Below are 20236 nucleotides of genomic sequence, written 5' to 3'. Positions count from 1 at the left end.
TTCAGGCCGCCCACGGCGCGTCCCACTCGAGGTCGTCCGGGGCGCGGTCGATGACGGGGAACCCGATCGCCCGCGCGACGCGGGCGAGCTTGGCATCGAAGGTGACCAGCGCGTCGCTGGTCATCATCGCGGTGTGCAGTGCGACCGCGTCCGGGATGGCGAGGCGGTGGTGCGCGCACAGCGAGGCAATGCCCGCTGCGTCGTCGTCTTCGACCGGGACGACGAGCACGCCGAGGGCGTCGATGCGGCGGAGGTACTGGTCCGCCCAGGCGCGGCGCACCGGTCGGACGAGCACTTCTGCGAGCGTGACCGCGGGGGTGATGAACTCGTCCCACTCGTGGTGATCGAGTACCTCGACCGCGCGTTCGTGTGTGGAGTCGAACTGGTCCCACCGCGCGATGAGCACGTTCGCATCGAGCGTGATCACAAGCACCCCGCCCGGAGGTCCCGGAGGTAGTTCGGCGGGTAGGTCATCCCGGGGGTGAAACCGACGAGGTCGACCGTCCGTCCGTTGCGGAGCGTGATGGAGGAGGACATCCCGTTGTCGGCGCGACGGAGATGTGGGAGCGGTGGTGGATCGTCGTCGGGGAGATCGGTCAGCTTGGTGTCGTCGAGCAAGGTCATGATCCGACGCTAGGAGCGCCCGGTCTCCATCGACAAGCTCTCCAGATGTCGTATGTCGCCGCGCCGCTCAGTCGAGCAGCGACCGGATGTCCTCCGCCGACAGGTCGTCCGCGAACAGCGCGTCGTCGTCGATCATCGTCGCGAACAACTGCGCCTTGCGGGCGGCCAACGCCAGCACCTTCTCTTCGATGGTGTCCTCGGCGATGAGCCGGTTGACGTTGACCGACCGGGTCTGCCCGATCCGGTGCGTGCGATCGACGGCCTGGGACTCGGCAGCGGGGTTCCACCACGGGTCGAGCACGAACACGGTGTCCGCCTCGGTCAGGGTGAGCCCGAATCCGCCGGCCTTGAGCGAGATCAGGAACGCCGGTGTGGTGCCGTTCCGGAAGCGGTCGATGACCTTCGTGCGTCCTCGCGTCGACCCGTCGAGGTAGTCGTACCCGATGCCGCGTTCGTCGAGTGCGGCAGCGACCATGCGCAGGAACGACGTGAACTGGCTGAACACCAGCGCGCGGCGACCCTCGGCGGCGAGCTGCTCGAGCTCGTCGAGCAGCAGGTCGAGCTTGGCGGACGGGATGTCCGACGCGCCTTCGCCGACCAGTGCCGGCGAGAGCGCGAGCATCCGCAGCAGCGTGAGCGACCGGAACACGATCATCCGGTTGCGGTCGAGGTCGTCGATCAGGTCGAGGACCTTCAGGCGCTCCCGGTTGAGCGTGCGCTCGTAGACGTCGCGGTGCGCCGGGTCGAGCGTGACCCGCACCACCTGCTCCTGCTTCGGTGGCAGGTCGGACGCCACGCTCTCCTTCGTCCGGCGCAGCATGAGCGGACGGATGCGCCGTCGCAGCCGGGCGGTGAGTTCACTGCGTGCCGCACCCCGCAGGTCGGGCGAGGCGAGCGGCTTGACGTAGTCGTCCCCGAACCTGGTCCACGACGACAGCAGTCCGGGCGCGACGATCGCGAACAGTGCCCACAGGTCGGTGAGCCCGTTCTCGAGCGGCGTGCCCGTGATCGCGATCTTGACCGGGGCATGCACGTCCGATGCCGCCCGGTGGGTCTGCGACTGGGGGTTCTTGACGAACTGCGCCTCGTCGAGCAGCAGCGCCGCGAACGGCAGCTCGGTGTAGGCGGGCGCGTCGAGCCGCAGCAGCGCGTACGAGGTCACGACGACGTCGGCGGACGCCGCGACCCGGGCCACCAGGGACGGGTCCTTCAGCGAGGTCGTCTCGATCGTCGCCACCCGCAGCGACGGCACGAAGCACGCGGCCTCGGCAGCCCAGTTGCCGACGACCGACGTCGGCGCGACGACCAGGAACGGCGGGTCGTCGGGCGCTGCCTGACGGCGGGCAGCGATCATCGCGAGCGCCTGCAGGGTCTTGCCGAGGCCCATGTCGTCGGCCAGCACACCGCCGACGCCGTGCTCCATCAGGAACGACAGCCACGCGTACCCGGAACGCTGGTAGGGACGCAGGTCCGCGTGCACGGTGTCCGGTACGACGACGTCACCGGGGGGAGCGGCGTCGAGCAGTCGTTCGGCCATCGACCGCCAGCGCTCGTCGTGGTCGGTCTCGTCGGCGAGCTGGTCGAACGCCGACCACAGCCCGGCCTGCAGCGGCGTGACCGTCATCGGCTGCGACGGCTCCCACTCGTCCTGCTGCCGCGCCTCGTCGATGAGCTCCTTGAGCCGGTCGAACGCCGGGTCGGCCAGGGACAGGTACGAGTTGTCGACGAGCTTCATGCGCCGCTGCCGACTGGCGAGCGCGGTGAGCAGCGGCGTGAAGGGGATCTCCTTGCCGTTCACGCTGACGAAGATGCCCAGGTCGAACCAGTCGTGCTTGTCGGACGGCATCGTCGTGACGCGGATGTGCGGGCGCCCGGTCAGCCGCTCGTAGTCCAGCCGTTCGCCCTGCACGACGACGCGTACCCCGTGCTCGGCCAGGGCCGGCAGCAGTTCGTTGGCCAGCACCGCGACGTCGGCGCCCTCGACGGTGCCGTCGACGAACCAGTCCAGTCCGCCACCCGGTCCGGTCGTGTGTCCGACGGGAGGCTCGGCCCGGCTGCCGTCGTCGGCTGCGGTCGTCGACGGGGCCGCGTCCACGGCATCGGTCGCCGCGGCCGCGTCGGTGTCTGCCGCATCCGCGTCGTCCGCTGCGCGGACGCGGGTCAGGTCGGGCAGCGGTCCGTGCATCGCGACCGGGTCCTTCCGCCCGTCGACGTGCCAGCGCCACTGCACGTGCGCGACGTCGTCCGTACGGGGAGCCCGAGCCGGCTCGAAGGTGACCGTCAGCACGAGTTCGGGCGGTGTGCGCTCCGGCAGCTCGATCGAGCCGTCGGAACTGACCAGCCCGAGTGCACCGCGCAGTCGAGGCGACCAGTCGGCCAGGAACTCGTCGACCTCGGCCGCGGGGACGTGGATGCGCGTGCCCTCGGTGAGCATGCGGCGCTGGTCCTCGGGCACGGGGTCGGGCGTCGGGGCCAGGTCGACGTGGAACTCGGGCGACTCGCGGAACGCGTACAGCCCGTGGTCGCCGATCAGCCGTGCTGCACCGTCGGCGATGGGTCGGCCGTCGAGCACCGCGCTGGTGCCGATCGTCAGGCCGTCGTCCGACCGGGCGACGTCGAGCAGCACCCGCGCGTCACTGCCCAGGACCGCGCCGCCCTCGCGCTTGCCGGTGACGAACGCGATCCCGAGCGCCGGTGCCTGGCGCAGGAGCTGCCAGAGCAGCGGGCTCGGGAAGTCGTCCAGGTGGATCCAGTCGCTCTCGCCGGGCAGCCCCGCCAGGGCTCCGGCGCGGTGCAGGGCAGCGAGCTGCAGGAACCACGCGTGTTGTTCGGCACCCAGACCCAGACGGTTCATGGAGTAGGGGAGCGTTCCCCACGTCAGCTGTCCGCGCACCCAGTTGCCCGCATCGCTGCGGGTCACCGGGCGGACGCCGAGCCGCACCGACCGCGAGGCCGTCGGCAGCGCACGACCCGCGGCACGCGCCCGCGCTGCCATCCGCGCGGGGACCGCGTCGCGGAGCTCGAACTGCAGGCCCAGCGGCGTGGTGGTCTGCAGCGCGGCAGAGGGCGGGGTGTCACCGGCGAGGCGGGCGACCTCGTGCCTCCAGTCCGGGGCCGGCGGTTCGGGCGGTGCCTCGGCGCGTGGGCCGGCGTGTGCGGCGACCGCACGGGCGTTGATCGTGAGCAGCAGTGCGGCGACGTGCTTGCACTCGCCGCCGATCGGGCACGTGCAGCGGGAGCGGACCGGGCGGACGAACTCGCCCCGCGCGGCCGTCGTGTCGACGTGCACGTCGTACGGGTCGTCGGCGGACCCGGCGACCACGCCCGTGATCGTGCCGGCATCGTCGTCCCACACGGCGGACTCGACCAGACCCTGCCGCACCAGGTCCCGCGCACGGCCGAAGGTCTGCGGCCCGACGAAGCGGATGACGTCGACGGCGTCGATCATCGGGGCGGCAGGCACACGCCCATCGTGCCAGTCCCCACCGACGCCTGCGGACCGGACCGCACCCGGAGTGGGGCTGTCGCGCACGGCGCCCGAGGGGCAGGCTGGTGGGACCATGCTGCAGTCACTGCTCTACATGAGCTCCGCCAAGGAACCCTTCGACGACGACGCGCTCGACGCCCTGCTCGAGCACGCGCGCACCCGGAACACGGCGGACGGCCTGACCGGTCTGCTCGTGCACCGCGCCGGGCGCTTCATGCAGCTGCTCGAGGGACCGTACGACCCGGTGATGGCGACGTACGCGCGCATCCTGGCAGACGACCGGCACGGCGACGTCGCACTGCTGGTCGAGGAGTCGCTGCACACGCGGCGCTTCCCGGAGTGGACCATGGCGTTCGACCGGGCCGAACCGCAGGACGTGCCCGAGGGGTTCAGCGACTTCCTGGCCTCCGGCGACGCCAGCGCCGACCGCAGCCGATCGCGCGAGCTGCTGCGGTGGTTCCGCAACCACCCGATGGCCGACCCGACGGCGTCGGCGGGCAAGCACCGCCGCTAGCGCTGCCGCTCGGCCGCCAGCTTGCTGTGCTTCCGCGAGTAGCCGAAGTACACACCGAGCCCGATCGCGAACCACACCGCGAAGCGCACCCAGGTCTCCCACTGCAGGAACGTCACGAGCCACAGCGACGCGATGACCCCGACGGCCGGCACGATCGGCATGAAGGGCAGCTTGAACTGCCGGGGCAGGTCCGGCTGGGTGTAGCGCAGCACGATGACCGCGGTGCAGACCACCACGAACGCCAGCAGGATGCCGATGTTGGTCAGCTCCGCGACGACGCCGATCGGCAGCACGCCCGCCAGCACCGCCGACGCGATGCCGAGGATCCACGTGACCCGGGTCGGGACGTGGCGCTTCGGGTCGGTCTTCGAGAACCACTTCGGCATCAGGCCGTCGCGGCTCATCGAGAACCACACGCGGGACGCGCCGAGCATGAAGGTGATCAGCACCGTGACGATGCCGACGATGGCGCCGATCGCGATGACGTTCGCCACGCCGCCCAGCCCGACCGATGCGAACGCGGACGAGAACCCGGACGCCGGGTCGATGTTCTTGTAGTCCTGCATGCCGGTCAGGACGATGGTGGCCAGCACGTACAGCACCATCGAGATCGCCAGGGACAGCAGGATCGCCTTGGGCATGTGCTTGCGGGCGTCGATGGACTCCTCGGCCGCGGTCGACATCGCGTCGTAGCCGAACACCGCGAAGAACACCGTCGCGGCACCCGTCATCACGCCGCCGAAACCGAACGGGAAGTACGGGTCGTAGTTGGCGCTGTTGATGTGGAACACGCCGAGCACCACGATGAGCACGACCAGCGCGACCTTGATGCCGACCGCGACGAACTCGAACCGGGCAGCGCTCCGGATGCCGCGGGTCAGCACGAAGGCCGTCAGCAGGCAGAGCAGGATCGCGAAGACGTCGACCACGTGCCCGTCGCCCGTGCCCGGGGCACCGAGCATCCAGGCGGGCAGGTCGATGCCGAACTGGCCGACCAGGAACCCGACGTAGCCGGAGATGCCGATCGCGACCACCGCCACGATCGCGGTGTACTCCAGCAGCAGGTCCCAGCCGATGAACCAGCCGACGATCTCGCCCAGCACGGCGTAGCCGTACGTGTAGGCGCTGCCCGCCTTGGGGATCAGGCCGGCGAACTCGGCGTACGACAGTGCCGCGGCAGCGCTCGCGACGCCGGCGACCAGGAACGAGATGAGCACGGCCGGCCCGGCGACCCCGTGGGCGACGGTGCCTGCCAGGGTGAAGATGCCGGCGCCGATGATGCCGCCGATGCCGATCGCGGTGAGCTGCCACAGCCCGAGGTGCCGCTTCAGGCCGCCCTCGCCCCCGGTGTCGTCGTCGATCTCCTCGATCGGCTTCCGGCGGAACAGGGTGGGTCGCGGCGTCGTTGTCACGCGCCCACTCTGCACCCTGAGCGCGCGGTGTGTGCGGCGGTCCTGCGGCGCGTCCGGCACGTCCGGTGCGTCGTGTCGGACTGGAGGCCCGGTGGCGGGCCGGCACCGGGCCTCCAGTCCGTCAGGGGGTCGCGTAGGGCGACCAGAACGGCGCCGGCACGGCGCCGCCGGTCAGGATGAACACCACCTGGTAGGCGATGGCGAGGAACGCCAGCCCGACGATGACGATGCCGGTCCACGCCCAGAAGCGCGGACCGCGTCGCCGTCCTGCTATGGCGAGGGCGCGCCAGCCGCTCAGCAGCCCGACCACGCCGAACGCCCCGCCGAGCACGGCGTGCTGGGTGAGCTCGGCGGCGGGCATCAGCAGGCCGAGGTACAGGGCGATGCACCCGAGTACGACGGCGACGGACGCGGGTGCCGCGGGGGGCTCGTGGTCACGGGGCGTCGCCGTCATGTGCTGAACCTACCGATGCTCGTGGCGTCCGACGGACGCGGGTCCTCGGCGTCGGCGTGCGCTGGACCCGCGGGCCGGGCATGCTGGGTGCATGCGTTCGTTCGTCCGTGTCCTGCTCGGACTCGCGCTGGTCTTCGCCGGCACGAGTCACCTCACCTTCGCGCGGAAGGACTTCCAGGCCCAGGTGCCGGACTTCGTGCCGCTCGACACCGACACCACGGTGCTGGCCTCCGGCGTCGCCGAGATCGGTCTCGGCTCCGCGCTCCTGCTCGCCCCGCGCGGCCGCCGCCGGTTCGTCGGCAACCTGCTGGCGTGGTTCTTCGTCGCCGTGTTCCCAGGCAACATCTCGCAGTGGCTCAACCGCCGCGATGCCTTCGGGTTGGACTCGGACACCAAGCGCATCGGCCGGCTGTTCGGGCAGCCCCTGTTGATCGCCGCGTCGCTCTGGTCCACGCGCGGCGGGTCTCGCTGACACCGATGACCGCGCCGGTGGCGCCGTCCGAGTCCGGTCCGGCCGGGCCCGGTGTGCGTGTCCGGCGCCCGGTGGTCGGTGGCCGTCGTGTGGCGGACCTGGTGGCCACCATCACCCTGCTGTCGATCGACGCGGTCGTCGCGCTCGTCGCCGGGTGGGGGATCGTGTTCCTGTCGCTCGGGTTCGGGTCGTGCACGGCTCCGGGGAACAGCTGCGACGAGACGCTCGGTGGCGTGGCCGTGTACGCCGGGCCGGTGCTCGTGGCACTGGCCGTGGCGCTCGCGATCGTGTTCTCGGTGCTCCGCCTGGTGCGTCGTCGGCTGGCGTGGCCGATCCCGCTCACGGGGCTGGTGGCCGTCGTGGTGGTGTTCTTCGGGGCGCTCGCCCTGGTCGACAGCGCGATCACGCACGGCATCTGAGTCCGCTCCTCCTTCCTCCACAGGTCGGCGCCGGATCTGGTTCGTCCACAGTTGTGGTCCCGGTCCGCTGTCGGCGCGTGTGGTCCGCGACCGTTGAGCCATGCCAGACACCGACGTGCTCGAACGACTCGAGCGAACCGCAGTCCGTACCGACGACGACGTGGTCGACCTCGTCGTCGCCCTCCTCGAACGCCCCATCCGGCGGCAGTGCTGGGTGCTCTTCCTCGCTGCCCGCGGGATCCCGATCCAGCTCGTCGTGCCGATCGCCGACCTGCCGTACCAGCCCGACGACCACGTCGAGGACTTCGGCGCGCTGATCGCCGACCTGGTGGAACAGGTCGACGCCGCGCAGGTCGTCCTGGCGTGGGAGCGCCCCGGTGCCCGCGACCTCAGCCCGGTGGACTGGGAGTGGGTCGACGCGATGGCCTGCGTCCTCGGCGAGCACCACGTGCGGCTGCGCGGCCAGGTCGTCGTGCACGACGGCGGTGCGGCGATGGTCGAGCTCGACGACGACGAGGTGACCGGGGCAGCGGCGTGACGTTCGGCGTGGGCCGGCGTCGGTCGGGCCGGCGTCCGGCGGGCCGGTGTTCGGCCTGAGCCGGGGGCGTCAGCCCTGGGGAGCGGTGTCCGGCACGTCCTGGCCGGTCAGTCCCTCGACCACGGCCTTCGCCGTCGGCCACGACTTCGCGTAGTGGTCCGGGTCGGCGTTCACCTGCACCGCGTGCGCCATCTGCGTCGGTGTCATGGTCTTCCACCCGGGGACCTTGACCAGCTTCGCGTAGAACATCGACGCCGCCGTGTACGGGTCCATTCGTTGCTCGTACGTGCCCCAGGCGCCGTTGTCCCGCTGCTGGAACAGTCCACGGCTGTCGGGTCCGACGGCGTCGCCGTGGTCCAGGTTCTGCAGGCCGGACTCGCCGATCGCGGTCATCACCCCGACCGCCTGGGTGTGCGGGCCGATGCCGAGCGACCGGGCGGCCTGGATGACGTAGGCGGCGTTCACCAGGCGGTCCTGGCAGTACCCGGCGACCGGCCCCTCGGGGACCACGATGCCGCCGATCGTCTTCGACGCGGCGGACGGGCAGGTGACGGCCTGCGGCGTCGAGGTCGAACCCGCGAGGCCGGACAGCGAGTTGACGGCGATGACGACCAGCACGACGACGCCGACGCCGACGGCCACGATCCCGGCGCCGAACACGGACGCCAGGGTGATGCCGACACGGTGCATGTTCGGGTCCTTCCGTCCGGGTGCCAGGACGAGGGTACGAGGGCGGCCTGGGAACGGCCGCCCTCGACATGCCCCAGTTCAGGTGCCCGGTGGTCAGCGCCCGTCGCGGTCGGCGTCGGTGTCGGCGTCGGTGCCGGTGCGTGCGCTGGCATCGGCGTGGACGACCTGCATCGGCTCGGTGACGACGCCGGTGGGTGCCTTCTTGGTCTGCTTGCGACCGTGCGTGAACCACGTCACGACCCACAGCAGCACGCCGAGCGCCAGCAGGGCGCCCGCGATCTGGTACTGCTCGATCGCGCGACCGGACGAGAACGGCAGCACGAGCCACAGGCAGGTGGCCACGCCGATCACGGGGATCACGATGCCCGCCTTGAAGTGCTTGTGGCCGATCTTGTCGCGTCGCAGCACCAGCACCGACAGGTTCACCACGGCGAACACCGACAGCAGCAGCAGCGACGTGGTGCCGCCGAGCACGACCACGATGGGGGAGTCCGGGCTCAGGGACACCCAGCCGATCAGGGCGAGCGAGATGAGCGTCGTGAAGACGATCGCGGTCGACGGGGTGCGGCGGGTCTGCGACACCTTCGACAGGAACCCGGGCAGCACGCCCTGCTTGCTCATGCCGTACAGCAGCCGCGACGCCATCATCATGTTGATGAGCGCGGTGTTGGCCACGGCGAACATCGAGATGAAGGGCAGCAGGTTGCCGATCGGGAAGTCCGGGGCCGCGGTCTGCACGACGGTGACCAGCGGCGTCTCGTTGCCGGCGAGCTCACCGATCGGCACGACGGCGACCGCGCAGATGGACACGAGCACGTAGATCACGGCGGTGATGCCGAGGCCCGTCAGCATGACCTTCGGGAAGATCCTGGACGGGTCCTTGGTCTCCTCGGCCATGTTCACCGAGTCCTCGAAGCCGACCATCGCGAAGAACGCCAGCGACGTCGCCGTGGAGATCGACAGCAGCAGGCTCTTGTCTTCGGGGGTCTCGAACATCACCACGCGCGAGAAGTCCGCGTTGCCGCCCGCGATCGCCCAGAACCCGATCAGGATCACCATCACCAGACCGCTGAGTTCGACCAGGGTCAGCACGACGTTGGTCTTCACGCTCTCGCTGACACCGCGGAAGTTGATCGCCATGACGGCGAGCATGAAGCCCATCGCGATGAGCATCACCACGCTGTTCGGCAGTTCCAGCCCGAAGCCGACGCCGAGGTTCGCCGCGAACGCCCGCGATGCCGTCGACGCCGAGGTGATCCCCGAGCACATCACGATGAACGTGACGATGAACGTGATGAAGTGCACGCCGAAGGCCTTGTGCACGTACAGTGCCGCGCCGGCCGTCTGCGGGTACTTCGTCACGAGTTCCAGGTACGAGAACGCCGTCAGCAGAGCGACCGCGAACGCGATCAGGAAGGGAAGCCACGCCGCTCCACCGACCTCGGCGGCGACCTGACCCGTCAGGGCGTAGACGCCCGTGCCGAGGATGTCCCCGACGATGAACAACAGCAGCAGCTTGGGACCGAGGACGCGGCGCAGCTCGGGCTGCTCGGTCGTCGGACGCTCGGTGTCGGTTGTGGCCATGCACCACACTGTCCACCGTGGCGGCTTCCCTGTCCAGTCTCACAGAGTTCTCGCCGGGCATCGCAACACGCTCGTGTCCTGCGCGAAACGCCCCAGCGGAGAGCCAGGCGTTGCTCGGGGCGCGCCGTTAGCATCCGCTGCATGGACGACGAGTCGAACACCACCGAGGAACCGATCGAGTTCGCCGACTTCAACGCGAAGCTGCTGGTGCTCGACGTGCTCTGCTACGACCTCGACGTGCTCGAGCCCTACGACGCCGACGATGCGGACGAGTCGGACGAGGACATCGACGTCGAGGGGCAGGACGGCCGCGCCCGCGAGTACTACGACGACCTCGACCTGCTGCCCTCGCACCTGGCGCTGGTCTCCGAGTTGACCGTGGACTCCGATCTCGAGGTCCTGCAGGACGTGCACCCCGGGTGGGAGGGCACCGACGACCGCTTCGACCCGCAGAACTGGGACGACGTCGTCGAGCTGCCGGCGCTGCGCACGGTGTACGTCGCCACCCGCCTGCCCCCGCACGTGGCCGAGGCGCTCACCGCCAAGGGCGTGGACATCCAGCCGGCCTGACCTCCGGCGCGCGCCGACGGTCCGGAGTACCCCCGGAGTACCCCGGTGGACCGCTGCGGGCTCAGTCGGACAGCGCCGCCAGCTGCTCGGTGAACTGCCGCGCGCCTCCCTGTGCCGGATGTCGCACCGCGACCGCGTCGATGCCCGCACTCGCAAGCGCGCCCTGCGCCTTCCGTCCGACGGCGACGATCCGCGATGCGCCGAGCGCCCGCAGCAACGCCAGCGTCACCGGGGCGCCGTCGCGCACCTCAGACGGACGCGGGGTCCGGTTCGTCAGCCGGTCCGTCCCGACGAACGGGTGGTGCGGGACGATCGCCCACGCGACGGGCAGCGGTCCACGCCACCCCTCGAGCGCCGCGTGCACGACCCGCGACGACGCCTCCCACGGCGCCGTCGGTTCGGGTGGCGTCAGGTACTCGGGCCCGAGTTCCCGCATGCTCGTGAACGGGATGCCCGTGTTCGTCATGCCACGCCACCCAGGGGCCTCGGCCACCAGCAGGGTGTCGGCTCCGGGCCCGACCGTGTCGAGGTACCGCGTCAGGTTCTGACGGCGCAGCCGACTGTCGGCCGTCGCGACGTCGTAGAGCGCCTCGGCGTCGTCCGCGACCGGGACCGCGTCGAGCGCCGCCCAGAACGGGCCGAGGTCGAGCGTCCGGCCCATCAGTCCCGCCCGAGCACCCGGCGGTACACCCGCTCCAGGCCGGCGGCCGAACGGTCCCAGCTCAGGCGTTCGGCGTGCTCGCGGCCGGCGGCGGACAGGCCGGCCGCGTAGGCGGGTTCGGTCAGGATCCGTTCGATCTCGGCGGCCCACACCTCGGGCGCGCGCGATTCGAGCACCACCCCGGTCTCGCCGTCGACCACGGCCTCGCGGAGACCACCCGCGGCGGCCGCCACGACCGGCACCCCGGACGCCGAGCCCTCGAGCGCCACGAGTCCGTACGTCTCGGAGTGTGACGGCACGAGCACCGCCGACGACCCGCGGAACAGCAGCGCCAGGTCGGCGCGGGTCTGCGGCCCGATGAACGTGACCCGGTCGGCGACCCCCAGCGAGGTCGCCAGGGCCTGCAGCTCGGCGAGGTGGTCGCCGGCCTCGCTGGACGAGTCCCCGGCGATCACCAGGGTCGGACGGACCGACTCGGAGATCCCGGCGATGGCCTCGATCGCCAGGTCCAGGCCCTTGAGCGGCTGCACCCGCGCCGCGGCGACGACGTAGGGCACCGACGGACGACGAGCGCCGGCGGCAGCGGGACGGAACACCGAGCCGTCGACCCCGGGCGGGACGATCCACAGGCGAGCAGCGTCACCGCCGAGCCGGTCTCGGACGGTGTCGGCCTCGGCCTCGCTGATCACCACGACGGCGTCGGAGTCGCGTGCGAGCATCGCCTCGCCCGCCATCCGACCCGCCGACTCTGGGCGTTCGCCCTCGGACAGCGGCGAGTCGGAGTCGGCCGCGATCGAGTGGAAGGACTGCACGTGCGGGACGCCGCGTTCGCGCGCCACCGGCAGCGCGGCCACGCCGGAGAACCAGTGGTGGGAGTGCAGGACGTCGTAGGTGCCGAGGGCGGCCAGCTCGTGCCGGAACGGCTCGATGAACGCGTCGTGCTCGCCCTTCGGCACGGGTTCGGCCGGTCCCGCCGACAGGAACCGCAGGCACACGCCCGGCACGAGCGACACGGAGTCGGGCTGGGTGGGCGAGGACCGTCGGGTGATGATCTCGACGTGGTGGCCGCGGTCCGCGAGTGCTTCGGCCTGGTGCCGCACGACGACGTTCATGCCGCCGACCTCGCCGGAGCCGGGTTCGTCGCCGGGGGAGGTGTGCAGCGAGACCAGGCCGATGCGCAGGAGTTCGGGGGCGTCGCTCACGTCTCCAGCCTAGCCGCGGGCCGCCGCTGCGACCCGCGCGCCGGCGCCACGACGACGCCCTGTCGGCCCGCCTGGTCGACGGGGTCGGACGGGAGGCCCGGGTCGCCTCCGAGCACCTGCACGCGCTGGTCGCCGTGCCGCTCCCAGAACGCGGCGGTCCAGGCACACAGGACGCCGTCCAGCAGGTCCTCGCGGTGTTTGTGCGTCGGCCCGTGCAGCACCGACGGGTCCGCGAGCGCGGCCGTGCGCGGATGGGCATCGAGCACGAGCGGCGGGTCGAGCGGTGTCATCCGCAGCCGTCGGACCAGCTCGTCGAACGCCACGGCCCGTCGTGCGCGGGCCTCGGGTGCCGGCAGCGCCGTGTCGAGTCGCTTGTACCGGGGACGTTCGTCGTCGTAGCCGAGCTCCTCGACCCCGACGAGGGTCGTGTAGGGGTAGCACTCGAACACCGCCGGCCCGGTCCGCTCGTGCATCGCGGTCGTGTCGCTGACGTACCCGATGCCGAGCGCGGTCAGCCGGTCGAGCAGGTGTGCACCGGCGCTCGCCGCCGAGGCCAGGTTGGTGGGGTTCGCGGCGACCTTCCACCGGCCGTAGCGCTGTCCGACCTGCCGTTCGGCCTCGCGGATCCCGGTCGGGTTCGTGACGACCAGTGACGCGTCCACGCCGATCAGGGTCCGCGGCCCGAGGTGGTCGACGACCCACGCGGTGACGTCGTCGACACCGCGGGCCCACCCGGCGTCGAGCACCCGTCCGTCAGCGTCGAGCGCTGCGAGTCCCGTCTCGTTCGGCGTGCGCCGCTCAGTGCCGAGCCCCCACGCCAGGTCCACTCCGAGGTACGCGATCACACCCCAATCCTGCCCCGGCTTCGTCCCCGGAGCGCGGAATCCCGCACTGGGGGTGGGGCGGAGACGGAGCATCCCTCATGGTTGAGGCGATCGAGAGGAACCAGGGATGCGCTGGGCAGCACTGACAACGAAGACCAAGGCGACCGTGGTGGTCGTCGTCGCCGGCCTGCTGTGGATCGGGGGCGTCGGGACCGCGGGAGCCGTGGTCGGTGCCGTCGCGACGGCGGCCGGGCCGTCCCAGTCGCACCAGGTCGCTGCCGTCGACGCAACGCACGCACCGTCCCCGACGCCCACTCCCACGCCCACTCCCACTCCGGTGGTCACCGTCTCCGAGGCGACGACCGTCTCGCCGGTGCCGTTCGAGCGCACCACCGTGGACGACCCGGCTCTGCCGAAGGGGCAGACCCAGCTGCGGACCACCGGCGTCGACGGCGAACTGACCGCCACCTGGCGCATCACGACGACCGACGGTGTCGAGACGGCGCGCGACGAGGTCGACAAGGCGGTCACGACGCCTCCGGTCGCCGAGGTCACCGCGATCGGTTCGTACGTCGCGCCGGTACCCGCACCCGCGCCCGTGGAACAGGCTGCCCCGGCGCAGCAAGCCCCCGCCGCGCCGGCTCCCGCCGCGATCACCCCGGGAGCGTTCTGCGCCGACGCGCAGAGCGGGTCCGTCGCGCAGGCCGCCAACGGCCGGTCCTACCAGTGCGGCGGCAAGGGGCCGGACGCGAACGGCCACCTGCACTGGAACACGATGTGATCCTCGGGCGGCGCCGAGTACGGTGCCCAGCATGGCGAGTGAAGCGACGACGCTGACGGTGCCCGGCCCGGACGGCGACCGCGAGGTCCGGATCAGCAGTCCATCGCGCGTGCTGTGGCCGGACGCGGGCATCACCAAGCTCGACCTGGCGCAGTACCTGGTCGACGTGGGCGGCCCGTTCGTCCGCGCGAACGGCGACCGCCCCCTGTCCCTGCAACGGTTCCCGGGCGGGGTCGACGGCGAGCAGTTCTTCTCGAAGAACCCGCCCAAGGGTGCCCCCGAGTACGTGCGCTCGGTGACGGTGACCTACCCGAGCGGTCGGAAGCACCCGCAGCTGGTGCTCGACGAGCCGGCCGTGGCGGTGTGGGCAGCGCAGATGAACACCGTCGTGTTCCACCCGTGGGCCTCGCGCGCCGCGGACAGCGACCATCCGGACCAGCTCCGCATCGACCTGGACCCGCAGCCGGGAACCGACTTCCACGACGCCGTCCCCGCGGCCGAAGCACTGCGGACGGTGCTGGACGAGGTCGGTCTGACCGCGTGGATCAAGACGAGCGGCAACCGCGGCCTGCACGTGTTCGCCCCGATCGTGCCCGAGCACGAGTTCCTCGACGTCCGTCATGCCGTGATCGCAGCAGCCCGCGAACTCGAACGGCGGATGCCCGACCATGTCACGACCGCGTGGTGGAAGGAGGAGCGCGGACAGCGCGTCTTCGTCGACTTCAACCAGGCGAACCGCGACCGCACGATGGCCGGCGCGTACAGCCCGCGTGCCCTGGCGCACGCCGCGGTGTCGACGCCGATCCGGTGGGAAGAGCTCGCAGATGCCGACCCGACGACCTTCACGGTGCTGACGGTGCCCGGTCGTCTGCGCGAGCACGGCGACCCGTGGGAGACCATGGGGGAGCAGCCCGGGTCGATCGCGCCACTGCTGGCATGGTGGGAGCGGGACCTGGAGAACGGACTGGGGGAGCTGCCCTTCCCGCCGGACTTCCCGAAGATGCCGGGCGAACCGCCGCGCGTCCAGCCCTCGCGGGCGAAGCGGCCAGCGACGGAACAGCCGGCAGCGGACCAGCCGGCAGCCGACTAGAGCGTCGGGCGGTCCGGACGACGGTCGGAGTCGTCGACGCGCTTGGTGTGCGTCGGCAGGTCGACCGTGGCGGTGTGCAGCCGGTTCAGCCGCGACCACGTGCCGCGGTTGGCGGGGGAGATGCCGTCGACGACGATCATGCGCCGAGTCCCATCGTGACGAGCGCGAGGGCCGTCGCGGTCACACCGACGATGCCGCTGATGACCGCACTGATCTGCAGTGCCCGCTGGTGCCGCGCTTCGCGCACCTCGGTGAAGGGGTGCCGCTGCGAGTGTCGAACGAGGGTTGCGTGGCTCATGTCGATCCGCTCCGATCCGGTCGACACTCGTCCGTGGTGCCGATGGATCGATCGTTCCACGGGGTCACTAGTTTGTCTAACTAGATTCGAGAAACGGACACGAACTGGGGTCAGGACAGCACTTTCCGGAGGTCGTACGCGCTCGGAACCTCGAGCTGGTCGAACCCGCACGACGCGGCGTCGCGATCCGGGCGCCACCGTTCGAACTGCACGGTGTGCCGGAACCGATCGCCCTCCATCTGGTCGTACCGCACCTCGAGCACCACCGTCGGCTCCAGCCGGACGAACGACGTGTCGCGACCCGACGCGAACCGCGACCGTTCTCCGGCGCCGGTGACGGGCCTCCCGTCCGCATCGCGGACCACCGCTGCGTCGAGTTCGTCGACCAACGCGAGCCGCCGTTCGTCGGAGAACGCCGACACGCCCCCCACCTGGCGGAGCTCGCCGTCGTCGCCGTACAGCCCGACCAGCAGCGACCCGACCCCGCTGCCGCTCTTGTGCACGCGGTACCCGATCGCGACGACGTCGGCGGTGCGGTGGTGCTTGATCTTGAGCATCGTGCGCTTGCCGGGCTCGTAGGGGCGCGTCCGCGGCTTCGCGACGACCCCGTCGAGCCCGGCCCCCTCGAACGTCTCGAGCCACGCGCGCGCCTGGTCGACGTCGAGGGTCGTGCGCGTGACGAACAGCGGATCGGCGAAGTCGCTCGCCAGCGCCTCGAGGCGTTCGCGACGCTCGTCGAACGGCAGGTCGACCAGCTCGGACCCGTCCGCCGCCAACAGGTCGAACGCGACGAACTGCGCCGGGGTCTCCGCGCTGAGCTTGGTGATGCGAGACGCGGCGGGGTGGATCCGCTGCGACAGGGCCTCCCAGTCCAGCCGCTCGTGCCCGGGTTCGCCGGTCCGCAGCACCACCTCGCCGTCGAGCACGACCGGGTGGTCCCGACCACCGAACTGCGCGCGGAACGCGTCGACCAGCTCGGGGAAGTACCGCGTCAACGGCTTCGCACCCCGGCTGCCGATCGCGACGTCGTCGCCGTCGACGGTCACGATCCCGCGGAACCCGTCCCACTTCGGTTCGTAGCGCAGCCCACCGGGCACGCTGTCGGGTTCGGGGACGTCGGCGACGGCCTTGGCGAGCATCGGTGCGATCTCCATGCGCCCTGTCTACCCGCCTGCGGCAGGCCGGACTGGAGGATCGGATCGCCGCGGCGACGACGGTCGCCTGGTTAGGGTGGCCGGGTGTCGACCGTTCCGTCCCCGCCGCCCGCAGCCGCGCCTCCGGCACCCGTCAGTCCCGTGCAGGCCCGCGCGCTCGCCGACGGGGTCCTGCCGCCCGTCGAACAGGTGCGTCCGGGCATCTGGACCGTTGCGGTCCCGTTCCGGTTCGGCGTGCCCGACGCCACGCTGGTGTACGTGGTCGAGGGCTCGGACGGCGTGCTCACCGTCATCGACCCGGGCTGGGACGAGGACGGCTCGCTCGACGTGCTGTCCGCCGGGTTGGCGGCGATGGGTCGCGCGGTGTCGGACGTCGGACACGTCGTCGTCACCCACCTGCACGCCGACCACCTCGGAGCCGCTGCGGCACTCCGTCGGGCGTCCGGGGCGCAGGTGGCGATGCACGGGCTCGAGGTCCGGGCGCTCGACGACGAACGCGTCGACGCCGAGCGGCACGAGACGGACATCGCCACGTGGGGGATCCCGGACGACCTGCGCGCCGGCGTCAGCGCTGCCTGGGGCACCGGCCGGCGGATGGGCCTCGGCGCGACCGAGCGACCGTTCGCCGACGTCCTGCTCGACGACGGCGACGTGCTGCCCGTGGCTGGTCGGACGATCCGGGCGCTGTGGACCCCGGGGCACACGGCGGGACACCTGTCCTTCGTGGACCAGCAGGACGGGCTGTTGTTCACCGGCGACCACGTGCTGCCGCGGATCAACTCGGGCATCGGGCTGGGCGGCCGCACGGACACGAACCCCCTCGGCGACTACCTGGCGTCCCTGGCTCGGCTCGACGCGTACGCCGAGCTCGAGGTCTGCCCCGGGCACGAGTACCGGTTCAGCGACGTGGTCACCCGGGCCCGGACGCTGGCACGGCACCGCGAGGAGCGCAGCCGGCACGTCGCCGCGGCCCTCGACGTGCTGGACGCACCGACGCTGTTCGAGGTCGCCTCGCGCGTGCCGTTCAGCGGCGGGATCGAGTCCATGTCCGGGTTCCTGCTGGCGAGTGCCCTGACGCAGACCGCGTTCCACGCCGACCTGCTGGGTCGTGCGGACGAGATCCGCCCCGCCTGATCGGGTTCCGCTGCTGGCGGGCCGCTTCCGTCAGACGACCGTGGTGGCGAGCCGTTCGAGCGTGGTCTTCGCGTCGTGGAACTCGGCCGCGGCGTGGTCGGCGAGGGGCGCCAGGTCGGGCAGGCGGTCGGCGAGCGTGGCACTCACGGTGACGGGGTACTGCCGCATCCCCAGGGCGCTGGCCAGGATGAGCTCGAGCACGGGCGACCCGTGGTCCCAGTGCTCGGTCGGCGTGCCGGCGTCGTAGGTGCCACCGCGGCTGACGACGGTCACGACGGGGCGTCCGGCGAGCGGCTGCACGTCACCGGCCAGCACACCCGGGACGTGGACCCGGTCGATCCACGCCTTGAGGGTGGACGGCACCGTGTAGTTGTACAGCGGGGCACCGATCACCACGGCGTCGGCGGCGAGCAGCTCGTCGATGACCTGCTGGCGCAGCGCTTCGGCGGACGGGTCCACGGACTCCTCGGCGGTGCGGTCCGTGGCGGCCCAGTGCAGCGCGGAGGTCTCCAGGTGCGGCAGCGGCGATGTGTGCAGATCGCGGCGCACCACCGTGTACTCCGGACCCCGGGCGTGCCAGGCGTCGGCGAACGCGGCGGTCAGGGCGCGCGAGCGGGAGTGCGCGAGGTCGGCGGACGAGTCGATGTGCAGCAGGGTGGGCATGTGGCCAACGCTACCGACGCGACGGGGTGCGGGCGGGGAACGAAACGGCCCCGCCGACCCCGGTGACGGGGCTGGCGGGGCCGTGACGGGCCTCCCGGCTAGCGCTGGGTGCGGCGGCGGAACGTGCGGAAGCCGATCAGGCCGGCGCCCGCGGCGAGCATCGCGATGCCCCACGGCAGCGCGTCCGTGGTGTCCGAGCCGGTGAAGGCGAGCTGGCCCTTCGGCGTGGTCGGGGTGACCGCGGCGACCGGCGCGACGGTCGGGACGACCGTGACCGGGAAGGACACCGAGAGTGCGTCCTCGGCCACCGTCAGCACGTGGGTCGAGGCGTGCGGGAAGGTCACCTTCGTGGCGAAGGAGTCCTCGTCGAACGCGATCTGGTCCGTGGCGTAGCTGCTCGTGACGGTCGGCTGCGGGGCGTTGCCCTCGTCGTCGTACTGCGTCGTGTCGTTGCCGTACTGGTCGACCGGCGAGCCGTTCACCCAGAGCGAGGCGCCCTGCTTGACGGTGGGCTGTCCGCCGTCGGTGAAGGTCGGTTCCTGGTCGAGGTCCGCCGGGAACGAGATGGTGACGATGTGCCCGTCGGGCTCGATGATCCAGGCGTTGGTCGGGTGCACGCCGTCGAAGCTGTCCTCGTTCGACCGGTCGGTCGCCGCGGCCATGATCCCCACGGCTGCGGCCGGGTCGACGGTGACCTCGACGTACTCGGTCGCATCCGAGGTGCCGTTGCTGGCGACGACCGTGAAGTCGTACGTGCCGGCGCTGATCAGCGTGCCGGACAGGGTCGCGGTCGCGGGGTCGAAGGTGGCTTCGAACGGCAGGTACGAGTCCGGGGTGTCGTTGTCCGGGTCGACGCTGTCCGGGTCCGTGTAGCCGAGCGCGTACGTGACGTCGCCGCTGCCCTTGGCCACGGTGAAGGTCTCGTCCACCGTGTCACCGGCGGTGACCTCGATGGTGCGCGGGGCGTCGGCCGTCGTGGTGTCGGCGAACGCGACGTCCTCGGTGACGGCGTCGGCGGTCGTCGCGGTGGCGATGTCCCCGGCCGAGTCGGTGACGACGACGCTGATGCGCTTGCCGAGGTCGGCCGAGGTCACCGGGTACGAGCTCTTGTCGGACGCGACGGTCACCCCGTCGTCGGTGGACCACGCGTAGGTGTAGGTACCGCTCAGCTCGGGGGCGTCGACGCGCAGGGTCTCGCCGACCTTCGCCTCGCCGACGATCGTCGCCGCTGACGACGAGGCGCGGGCTGCCTTCGAGGTCTTCGTCGGCGCGGTGGTCGTCGTCGGCGCGGTGGCCTTCGGCGTGCTGGTCGCCGGCGCCGTCGGCGTCGGGGTGCTGGTCGGCGTGGCCGAGCCGTCGGTGGTGCCGGTGCCAGGGCCCGAGCTGGTGCCGTTGCCGGTGGTGTCCGTGCCGGTGCCGGCATCGGTCGTGCTCGTGCCGGCCGTGTCGGTGCCGGTGGTCCCGGTCGTCGGGTCGGTGGTGACGTCGGTCGTGCCGGCGTCGGCCGGTGCGGTCGAGGTGACCGGTTCCGCGGCCGAGGCCGAGCTGGCCGCGAAGACGCCGAGGCCGGTCGTCAGGCCGATGAGTGCGATGGTGGTGCCGACGGCGCAGGCGCGTCGGACTCCGGAGGTGCTGCGGTGCACGGGTTCCCCCAGGGGTCAGGTC

At 71.6% G+C, this 20236-nt stretch carries 23 protein-coding genes; 8 read left to right on the top strand and 15 right to left on the bottom strand.

What is annotated here, in order from left to right; genetic code table 11:
* Position 1: 1 nt before the first annotated feature.
* The 3 genes from MT346_RS14500 to MT346_RS14490 form a co-directional block, all read right to left on the bottom strand.
* Positions 2-427: a PIN domain-containing protein gene (locus MT346_RS14500; protein ID WP_243563802.1), complete on the bottom strand. Its 426-nt coding sequence runs from the start codon at positions 425-427 to the stop codon at positions 2-4.
* On the bottom strand, positions 424-624 hold the full coding sequence (locus MT346_RS14495; protein ID WP_243563801.1) for a hypothetical protein: 201 nt from the start codon (positions 622-624) through the stop codon (positions 424-426). Before MT346_RS14495 ends, MT346_RS14500 begins: the two co-directional genes overlap by 4 nt.
* A 67-nt stretch (positions 625-691) precedes the next feature.
* Complete coding sequence (locus MT346_RS14490) at positions 692-4087, bottom strand: DEAD/DEAH box helicase (protein WP_243563800.1); 3396 nt, start codon at positions 4085-4087, stop codon at positions 692-694.
* Positions 4088-4184: 97 nt separating this feature from the next.
* On the opposite strand from MT346_RS14490, the gene MT346_RS14485 reads away from it, so the two are divergent.
* Positions 4185-4625 carry a BLUF domain-containing protein gene (locus MT346_RS14485; protein ID WP_243563799.1) on the top strand — a complete coding sequence of 147 codons (441 nt, stop codon included), beginning with the start codon at positions 4185-4187 and terminating at the stop codon, positions 4623-4625.
* Here the strand turns inward: MT346_RS14485 and MT346_RS14480 are convergent.
* Together MT346_RS14480 and MT346_RS14475 are read right to left on the bottom strand one after the other, a co-directional pair.
* Positions 4622-6037: an amino acid permease gene (locus tag MT346_RS14480; RefSeq protein WP_243563798.1), complete on the bottom strand. Its 1416-nt coding sequence runs from the start codon at positions 6035-6037 to the stop codon at positions 4622-4624. The genes MT346_RS14485 and MT346_RS14480 overlap by 4 nt on opposite strands.
* A 121-nt stretch (positions 6038-6158) precedes the next feature.
* Positions 6159-6491, bottom strand: a complete 333-nt coding sequence (locus MT346_RS14475; RefSeq protein WP_243563797.1) for a hypothetical protein — start codon at positions 6489-6491, stop codon at positions 6159-6161.
* A gap of 91 nt (positions 6492-6582) precedes the next feature.
* On the opposite strand from MT346_RS14475, the gene MT346_RS14470 reads away from it, so the two are divergent.
* The 3 genes from MT346_RS14470 (at position 6583) to MT346_RS14460 (ending at position 7920) form a co-directional block, all read left to right on the top strand.
* The gene (locus tag MT346_RS14470) at positions 6583-6963 is read left to right on the top strand and encodes a hypothetical protein (RefSeq protein WP_243563796.1); all 381 of its coding nucleotides are present in this window, start codon (positions 6583-6585) and stop codon (positions 6961-6963) included.
* A gap of 5 nt (positions 6964-6968) precedes the next feature.
* Positions 6969-7382: a hypothetical protein gene (locus MT346_RS14465; RefSeq protein ID WP_243563795.1), complete on the top strand. Its 414-nt coding sequence runs from the start codon at positions 6969-6971 to the stop codon at positions 7380-7382.
* A gap of 100 nt (positions 7383-7482) precedes the next feature.
* Positions 7483-7920 (top strand): hypothetical protein, encoded by a 438-nt coding sequence (locus tag MT346_RS14460; RefSeq protein WP_243563794.1) that lies wholly within the window; start codon positions 7483-7485, stop codon positions 7918-7920.
* Between the two features lie 69 nt (positions 7921-7989).
* Here MT346_RS14460 and MT346_RS14455 read toward each other — a convergent pair whose 3' ends face one another.
* Together MT346_RS14455 and MT346_RS14450 are read right to left on the bottom strand one after the other, a co-directional pair.
* Positions 7990-8610: a hypothetical protein gene (locus tag MT346_RS14455; protein WP_243563793.1), complete on the bottom strand. Its 621-nt coding sequence runs from the start codon at positions 8608-8610 to the stop codon at positions 7990-7992.
* 93 nt (positions 8611-8703) lie between these two features.
* Positions 8704-10194 (bottom strand): APC family permease, encoded by a 1491-nt coding sequence (locus MT346_RS14450; RefSeq protein ID WP_243563792.1) that lies wholly within the window; start codon positions 10192-10194, stop codon positions 8704-8706.
* Between the two features lie 141 nt (positions 10195-10335).
* Here MT346_RS14450 and MT346_RS14445 point away from each other — a divergent pair, with 141 nt between their 5' ends.
* The gene (locus MT346_RS14445) at positions 10336-10764 is read left to right on the top strand and encodes a hypothetical protein (RefSeq protein WP_243563791.1); all 429 of its coding nucleotides are present in this window, start codon (positions 10336-10338) and stop codon (positions 10762-10764) included.
* A 61-nt stretch (positions 10765-10825) separates the two neighbouring features.
* Here MT346_RS14445 and MT346_RS14440 read toward each other — a convergent pair whose 3' ends face one another.
* From MT346_RS14440 to MT346_RS14430, 3 genes are read right to left on the bottom strand one after another with little or no spacing between them, the layout of a single operon-like run.
* The gene (locus tag MT346_RS14440) at positions 10826-11425 is read right to left on the bottom strand and encodes a uracil-DNA glycosylase (protein ID WP_243563790.1); all 600 of its coding nucleotides are present in this window, start codon (positions 11423-11425) and stop codon (positions 10826-10828) included.
* Positions 11425-12627 carry a glycosyltransferase gene (locus MT346_RS14435; protein ID WP_243563789.1) on the bottom strand — a complete coding sequence of 401 codons (1203 nt, stop codon included), beginning with the start codon at positions 12625-12627 and terminating at the stop codon, positions 11425-11427. The genes MT346_RS14440 and MT346_RS14435 overlap by 1 nt, the downstream gene beginning before the upstream one ends.
* Positions 12624-13472: a DUF429 domain-containing protein gene (locus tag MT346_RS14430; protein WP_243563788.1), complete on the bottom strand. Its 849-nt coding sequence runs from the start codon at positions 13470-13472 to the stop codon at positions 12624-12626. Before MT346_RS14430 ends, MT346_RS14435 begins: the two co-directional genes overlap by 4 nt.
* A 106-nt stretch (positions 13473-13578) precedes the next feature.
* On the opposite strand from MT346_RS14430, the gene MT346_RS14425 reads away from it, so the two are divergent.
* Both MT346_RS14425 and ligD read left to right on the top strand, forming a co-directional pair.
* A complete protein-coding gene (locus tag MT346_RS14425) occupies positions 13579-14232 on the top strand; it encodes a G5 domain-containing protein (RefSeq protein WP_243563787.1) in 654 nt (217 codons plus the stop codon).
* 31 nt (positions 14233-14263) lie between these two features.
* A complete protein-coding gene (ligD, locus tag MT346_RS14420; protein WP_243563786.1) occupies positions 14264-15322 on the top strand; it encodes a non-homologous end-joining DNA ligase in 1059 nt (352 codons plus the stop codon).
* On the opposite strand, the gene MT346_RS14415 is transcribed toward ligD, so the two are convergent.
* From MT346_RS14415 to MT346_RS14405, 3 genes are all read right to left on the bottom strand, one after another.
* Positions 15319-15462, bottom strand: coding sequence for a hypothetical protein (locus MT346_RS14415; protein ID WP_243563785.1), 144 nt, complete (start codon positions 15460-15462; stop codon positions 15319-15321). The two genes, ligD and MT346_RS14415, sit on opposite strands and share 4 nt — an antisense overlap.
* A complete protein-coding gene (locus MT346_RS14410; protein WP_243563784.1) occupies positions 15459-15620 on the bottom strand; it encodes a hypothetical protein in 162 nt (53 codons plus the stop codon). Before MT346_RS14410 ends, MT346_RS14415 begins: the two co-directional genes overlap by 4 nt.
* 110 nt (positions 15621-15730) lie before the next feature.
* Positions 15731-16774 (bottom strand): ATP-dependent DNA ligase, encoded by a 1044-nt coding sequence (locus tag MT346_RS14405; RefSeq protein ID WP_243563783.1) that lies wholly within the window; start codon positions 16772-16774, stop codon positions 15731-15733.
* Positions 16775-16858: 84 nt separating this feature from the next.
* Here MT346_RS14405 and MT346_RS14400 point away from each other — a divergent pair, with 84 nt between their 5' ends.
* Positions 16859-17908, top strand: a complete 1050-nt coding sequence (locus MT346_RS14400) for an MBL fold metallo-hydrolase (RefSeq protein ID WP_243563782.1) — start codon at positions 16859-16861, stop codon at positions 17906-17908.
* Positions 17909-17938: 30 nt separating this feature from the next.
* Here MT346_RS14400 and MT346_RS14395 read toward each other — a convergent pair whose 3' ends face one another.
* Entirely contained in the window at positions 17939-18571 is a 633-nt protein-coding gene (locus MT346_RS14395; protein ID WP_243563781.1) for an FMN-dependent NADH-azoreductase, read from the bottom strand.
* Positions 18572-18669: 98 nt separating this feature from the next.
* Positions 18670-20214 carry a hypothetical protein gene (locus MT346_RS14390; RefSeq protein WP_243563780.1) on the bottom strand — a complete coding sequence of 515 codons (1545 nt, stop codon included), beginning with the start codon at positions 20212-20214 and terminating at the stop codon, positions 18670-18672.
* Positions 20215-20236 lie beyond the last annotated feature (22 nt).

Source organism: Curtobacterium sp. VKM Ac-2922 (genome assembly GCF_022815645.1).
Taxonomy (GTDB): domain Bacteria; phylum Actinomycetota; class Actinomycetes; order Actinomycetales; family Microbacteriaceae; genus Curtobacterium.
The sequence above is the reverse complement of the archived record's forward strand: the minus strand, read 5'-3'. Positions and strand labels throughout refer to the sequence as shown.

Bases quoted from the DNA above. Each gene is read 5' to 3' on its own strand.
- MT346_RS14415 (WP_243563785.1), bottom strand. From the start codon at position 15,462: ATGATCGTCGTCGACGGCATCTCCCCCGCCAACCGCGGCACGTGGTCG.
- MT346_RS14425 (WP_243563787.1), top strand. From the start codon at position 13,579: ATGCGCTGGGCAGCACTGACAACGAAGACCAAGGCGACCGTGGTGGTC.
- MT346_RS14470 (WP_243563796.1), top strand. From the start codon at position 6,583: ATGCGTTCGTTCGTCCGTGTCCTGCTCGGACTCGCGCTGGTCTTCGCC.
- MT346_RS14495 (WP_243563801.1), bottom strand. From the start codon at position 624: ATGACCTTGCTCGACGACACCAAGCTGACCGATCTCCCCGACGACGAT.
- MT346_RS14460 (WP_243563794.1), top strand. From the start codon at position 7,483: ATGCCAGACACCGACGTGCTCGAACGACTCGAGCGAACCGCAGTCCGT.
- MT346_RS14410 (WP_243563784.1), bottom strand. From the start codon at position 15,620: ATGAGCCACGCAACCCTCGTTCGACACTCGCAGCGGCACCCCTTCACC.
- MT346_RS14440 (WP_243563790.1), bottom strand. From the start codon at position 11,425: ATGGGCCGGACGCTCGACCTCGGCCCGTTCTGGGCGGCGCTCGACGCG.
- MT346_RS14395 (WP_243563781.1), bottom strand. From the start codon at position 18,571: ATGCCCACCCTGCTGCACATCGACTCGTCCGCCGACCTCGCGCACTCC.
- MT346_RS14445 (WP_243563791.1), top strand. From the start codon at position 10,336: ATGGACGACGAGTCGAACACCACCGAGGAACCGATCGAGTTCGCCGAC.
- MT346_RS14465 (WP_243563795.1), top strand. From the start codon at position 6,969: ATGACCGCGCCGGTGGCGCCGTCCGAGTCCGGTCCGGCCGGGCCCGGT.
- ligD (WP_243563786.1), top strand. From the start codon at position 14,264: ATGGCGAGTGAAGCGACGACGCTGACGGTGCCCGGCCCGGACGGCGAC.
- MT346_RS14485 (WP_243563799.1), top strand. From the start codon at position 4,185: ATGCTGCAGTCACTGCTCTACATGAGCTCCGCCAAGGAACCCTTCGAC.
- MT346_RS14475 (WP_243563797.1), bottom strand. From the start codon at position 6,491: ATGACGGCGACGCCCCGTGACCACGAGCCCCCCGCGGCACCCGCGTCC.
- MT346_RS14455 (WP_243563793.1), bottom strand. From the start codon at position 8,610: ATGCACCGTGTCGGCATCACCCTGGCGTCCGTGTTCGGCGCCGGGATC.
- MT346_RS14405 (WP_243563783.1), bottom strand. From the start codon at position 16,774: ATGGAGATCGCACCGATGCTCGCCAAGGCCGTCGCCGACGTCCCCGAA.
- MT346_RS14450 (WP_243563792.1), bottom strand. From the start codon at position 10,194: ATGGCCACAACCGACACCGAGCGTCCGACGACCGAGCAGCCCGAGCTG.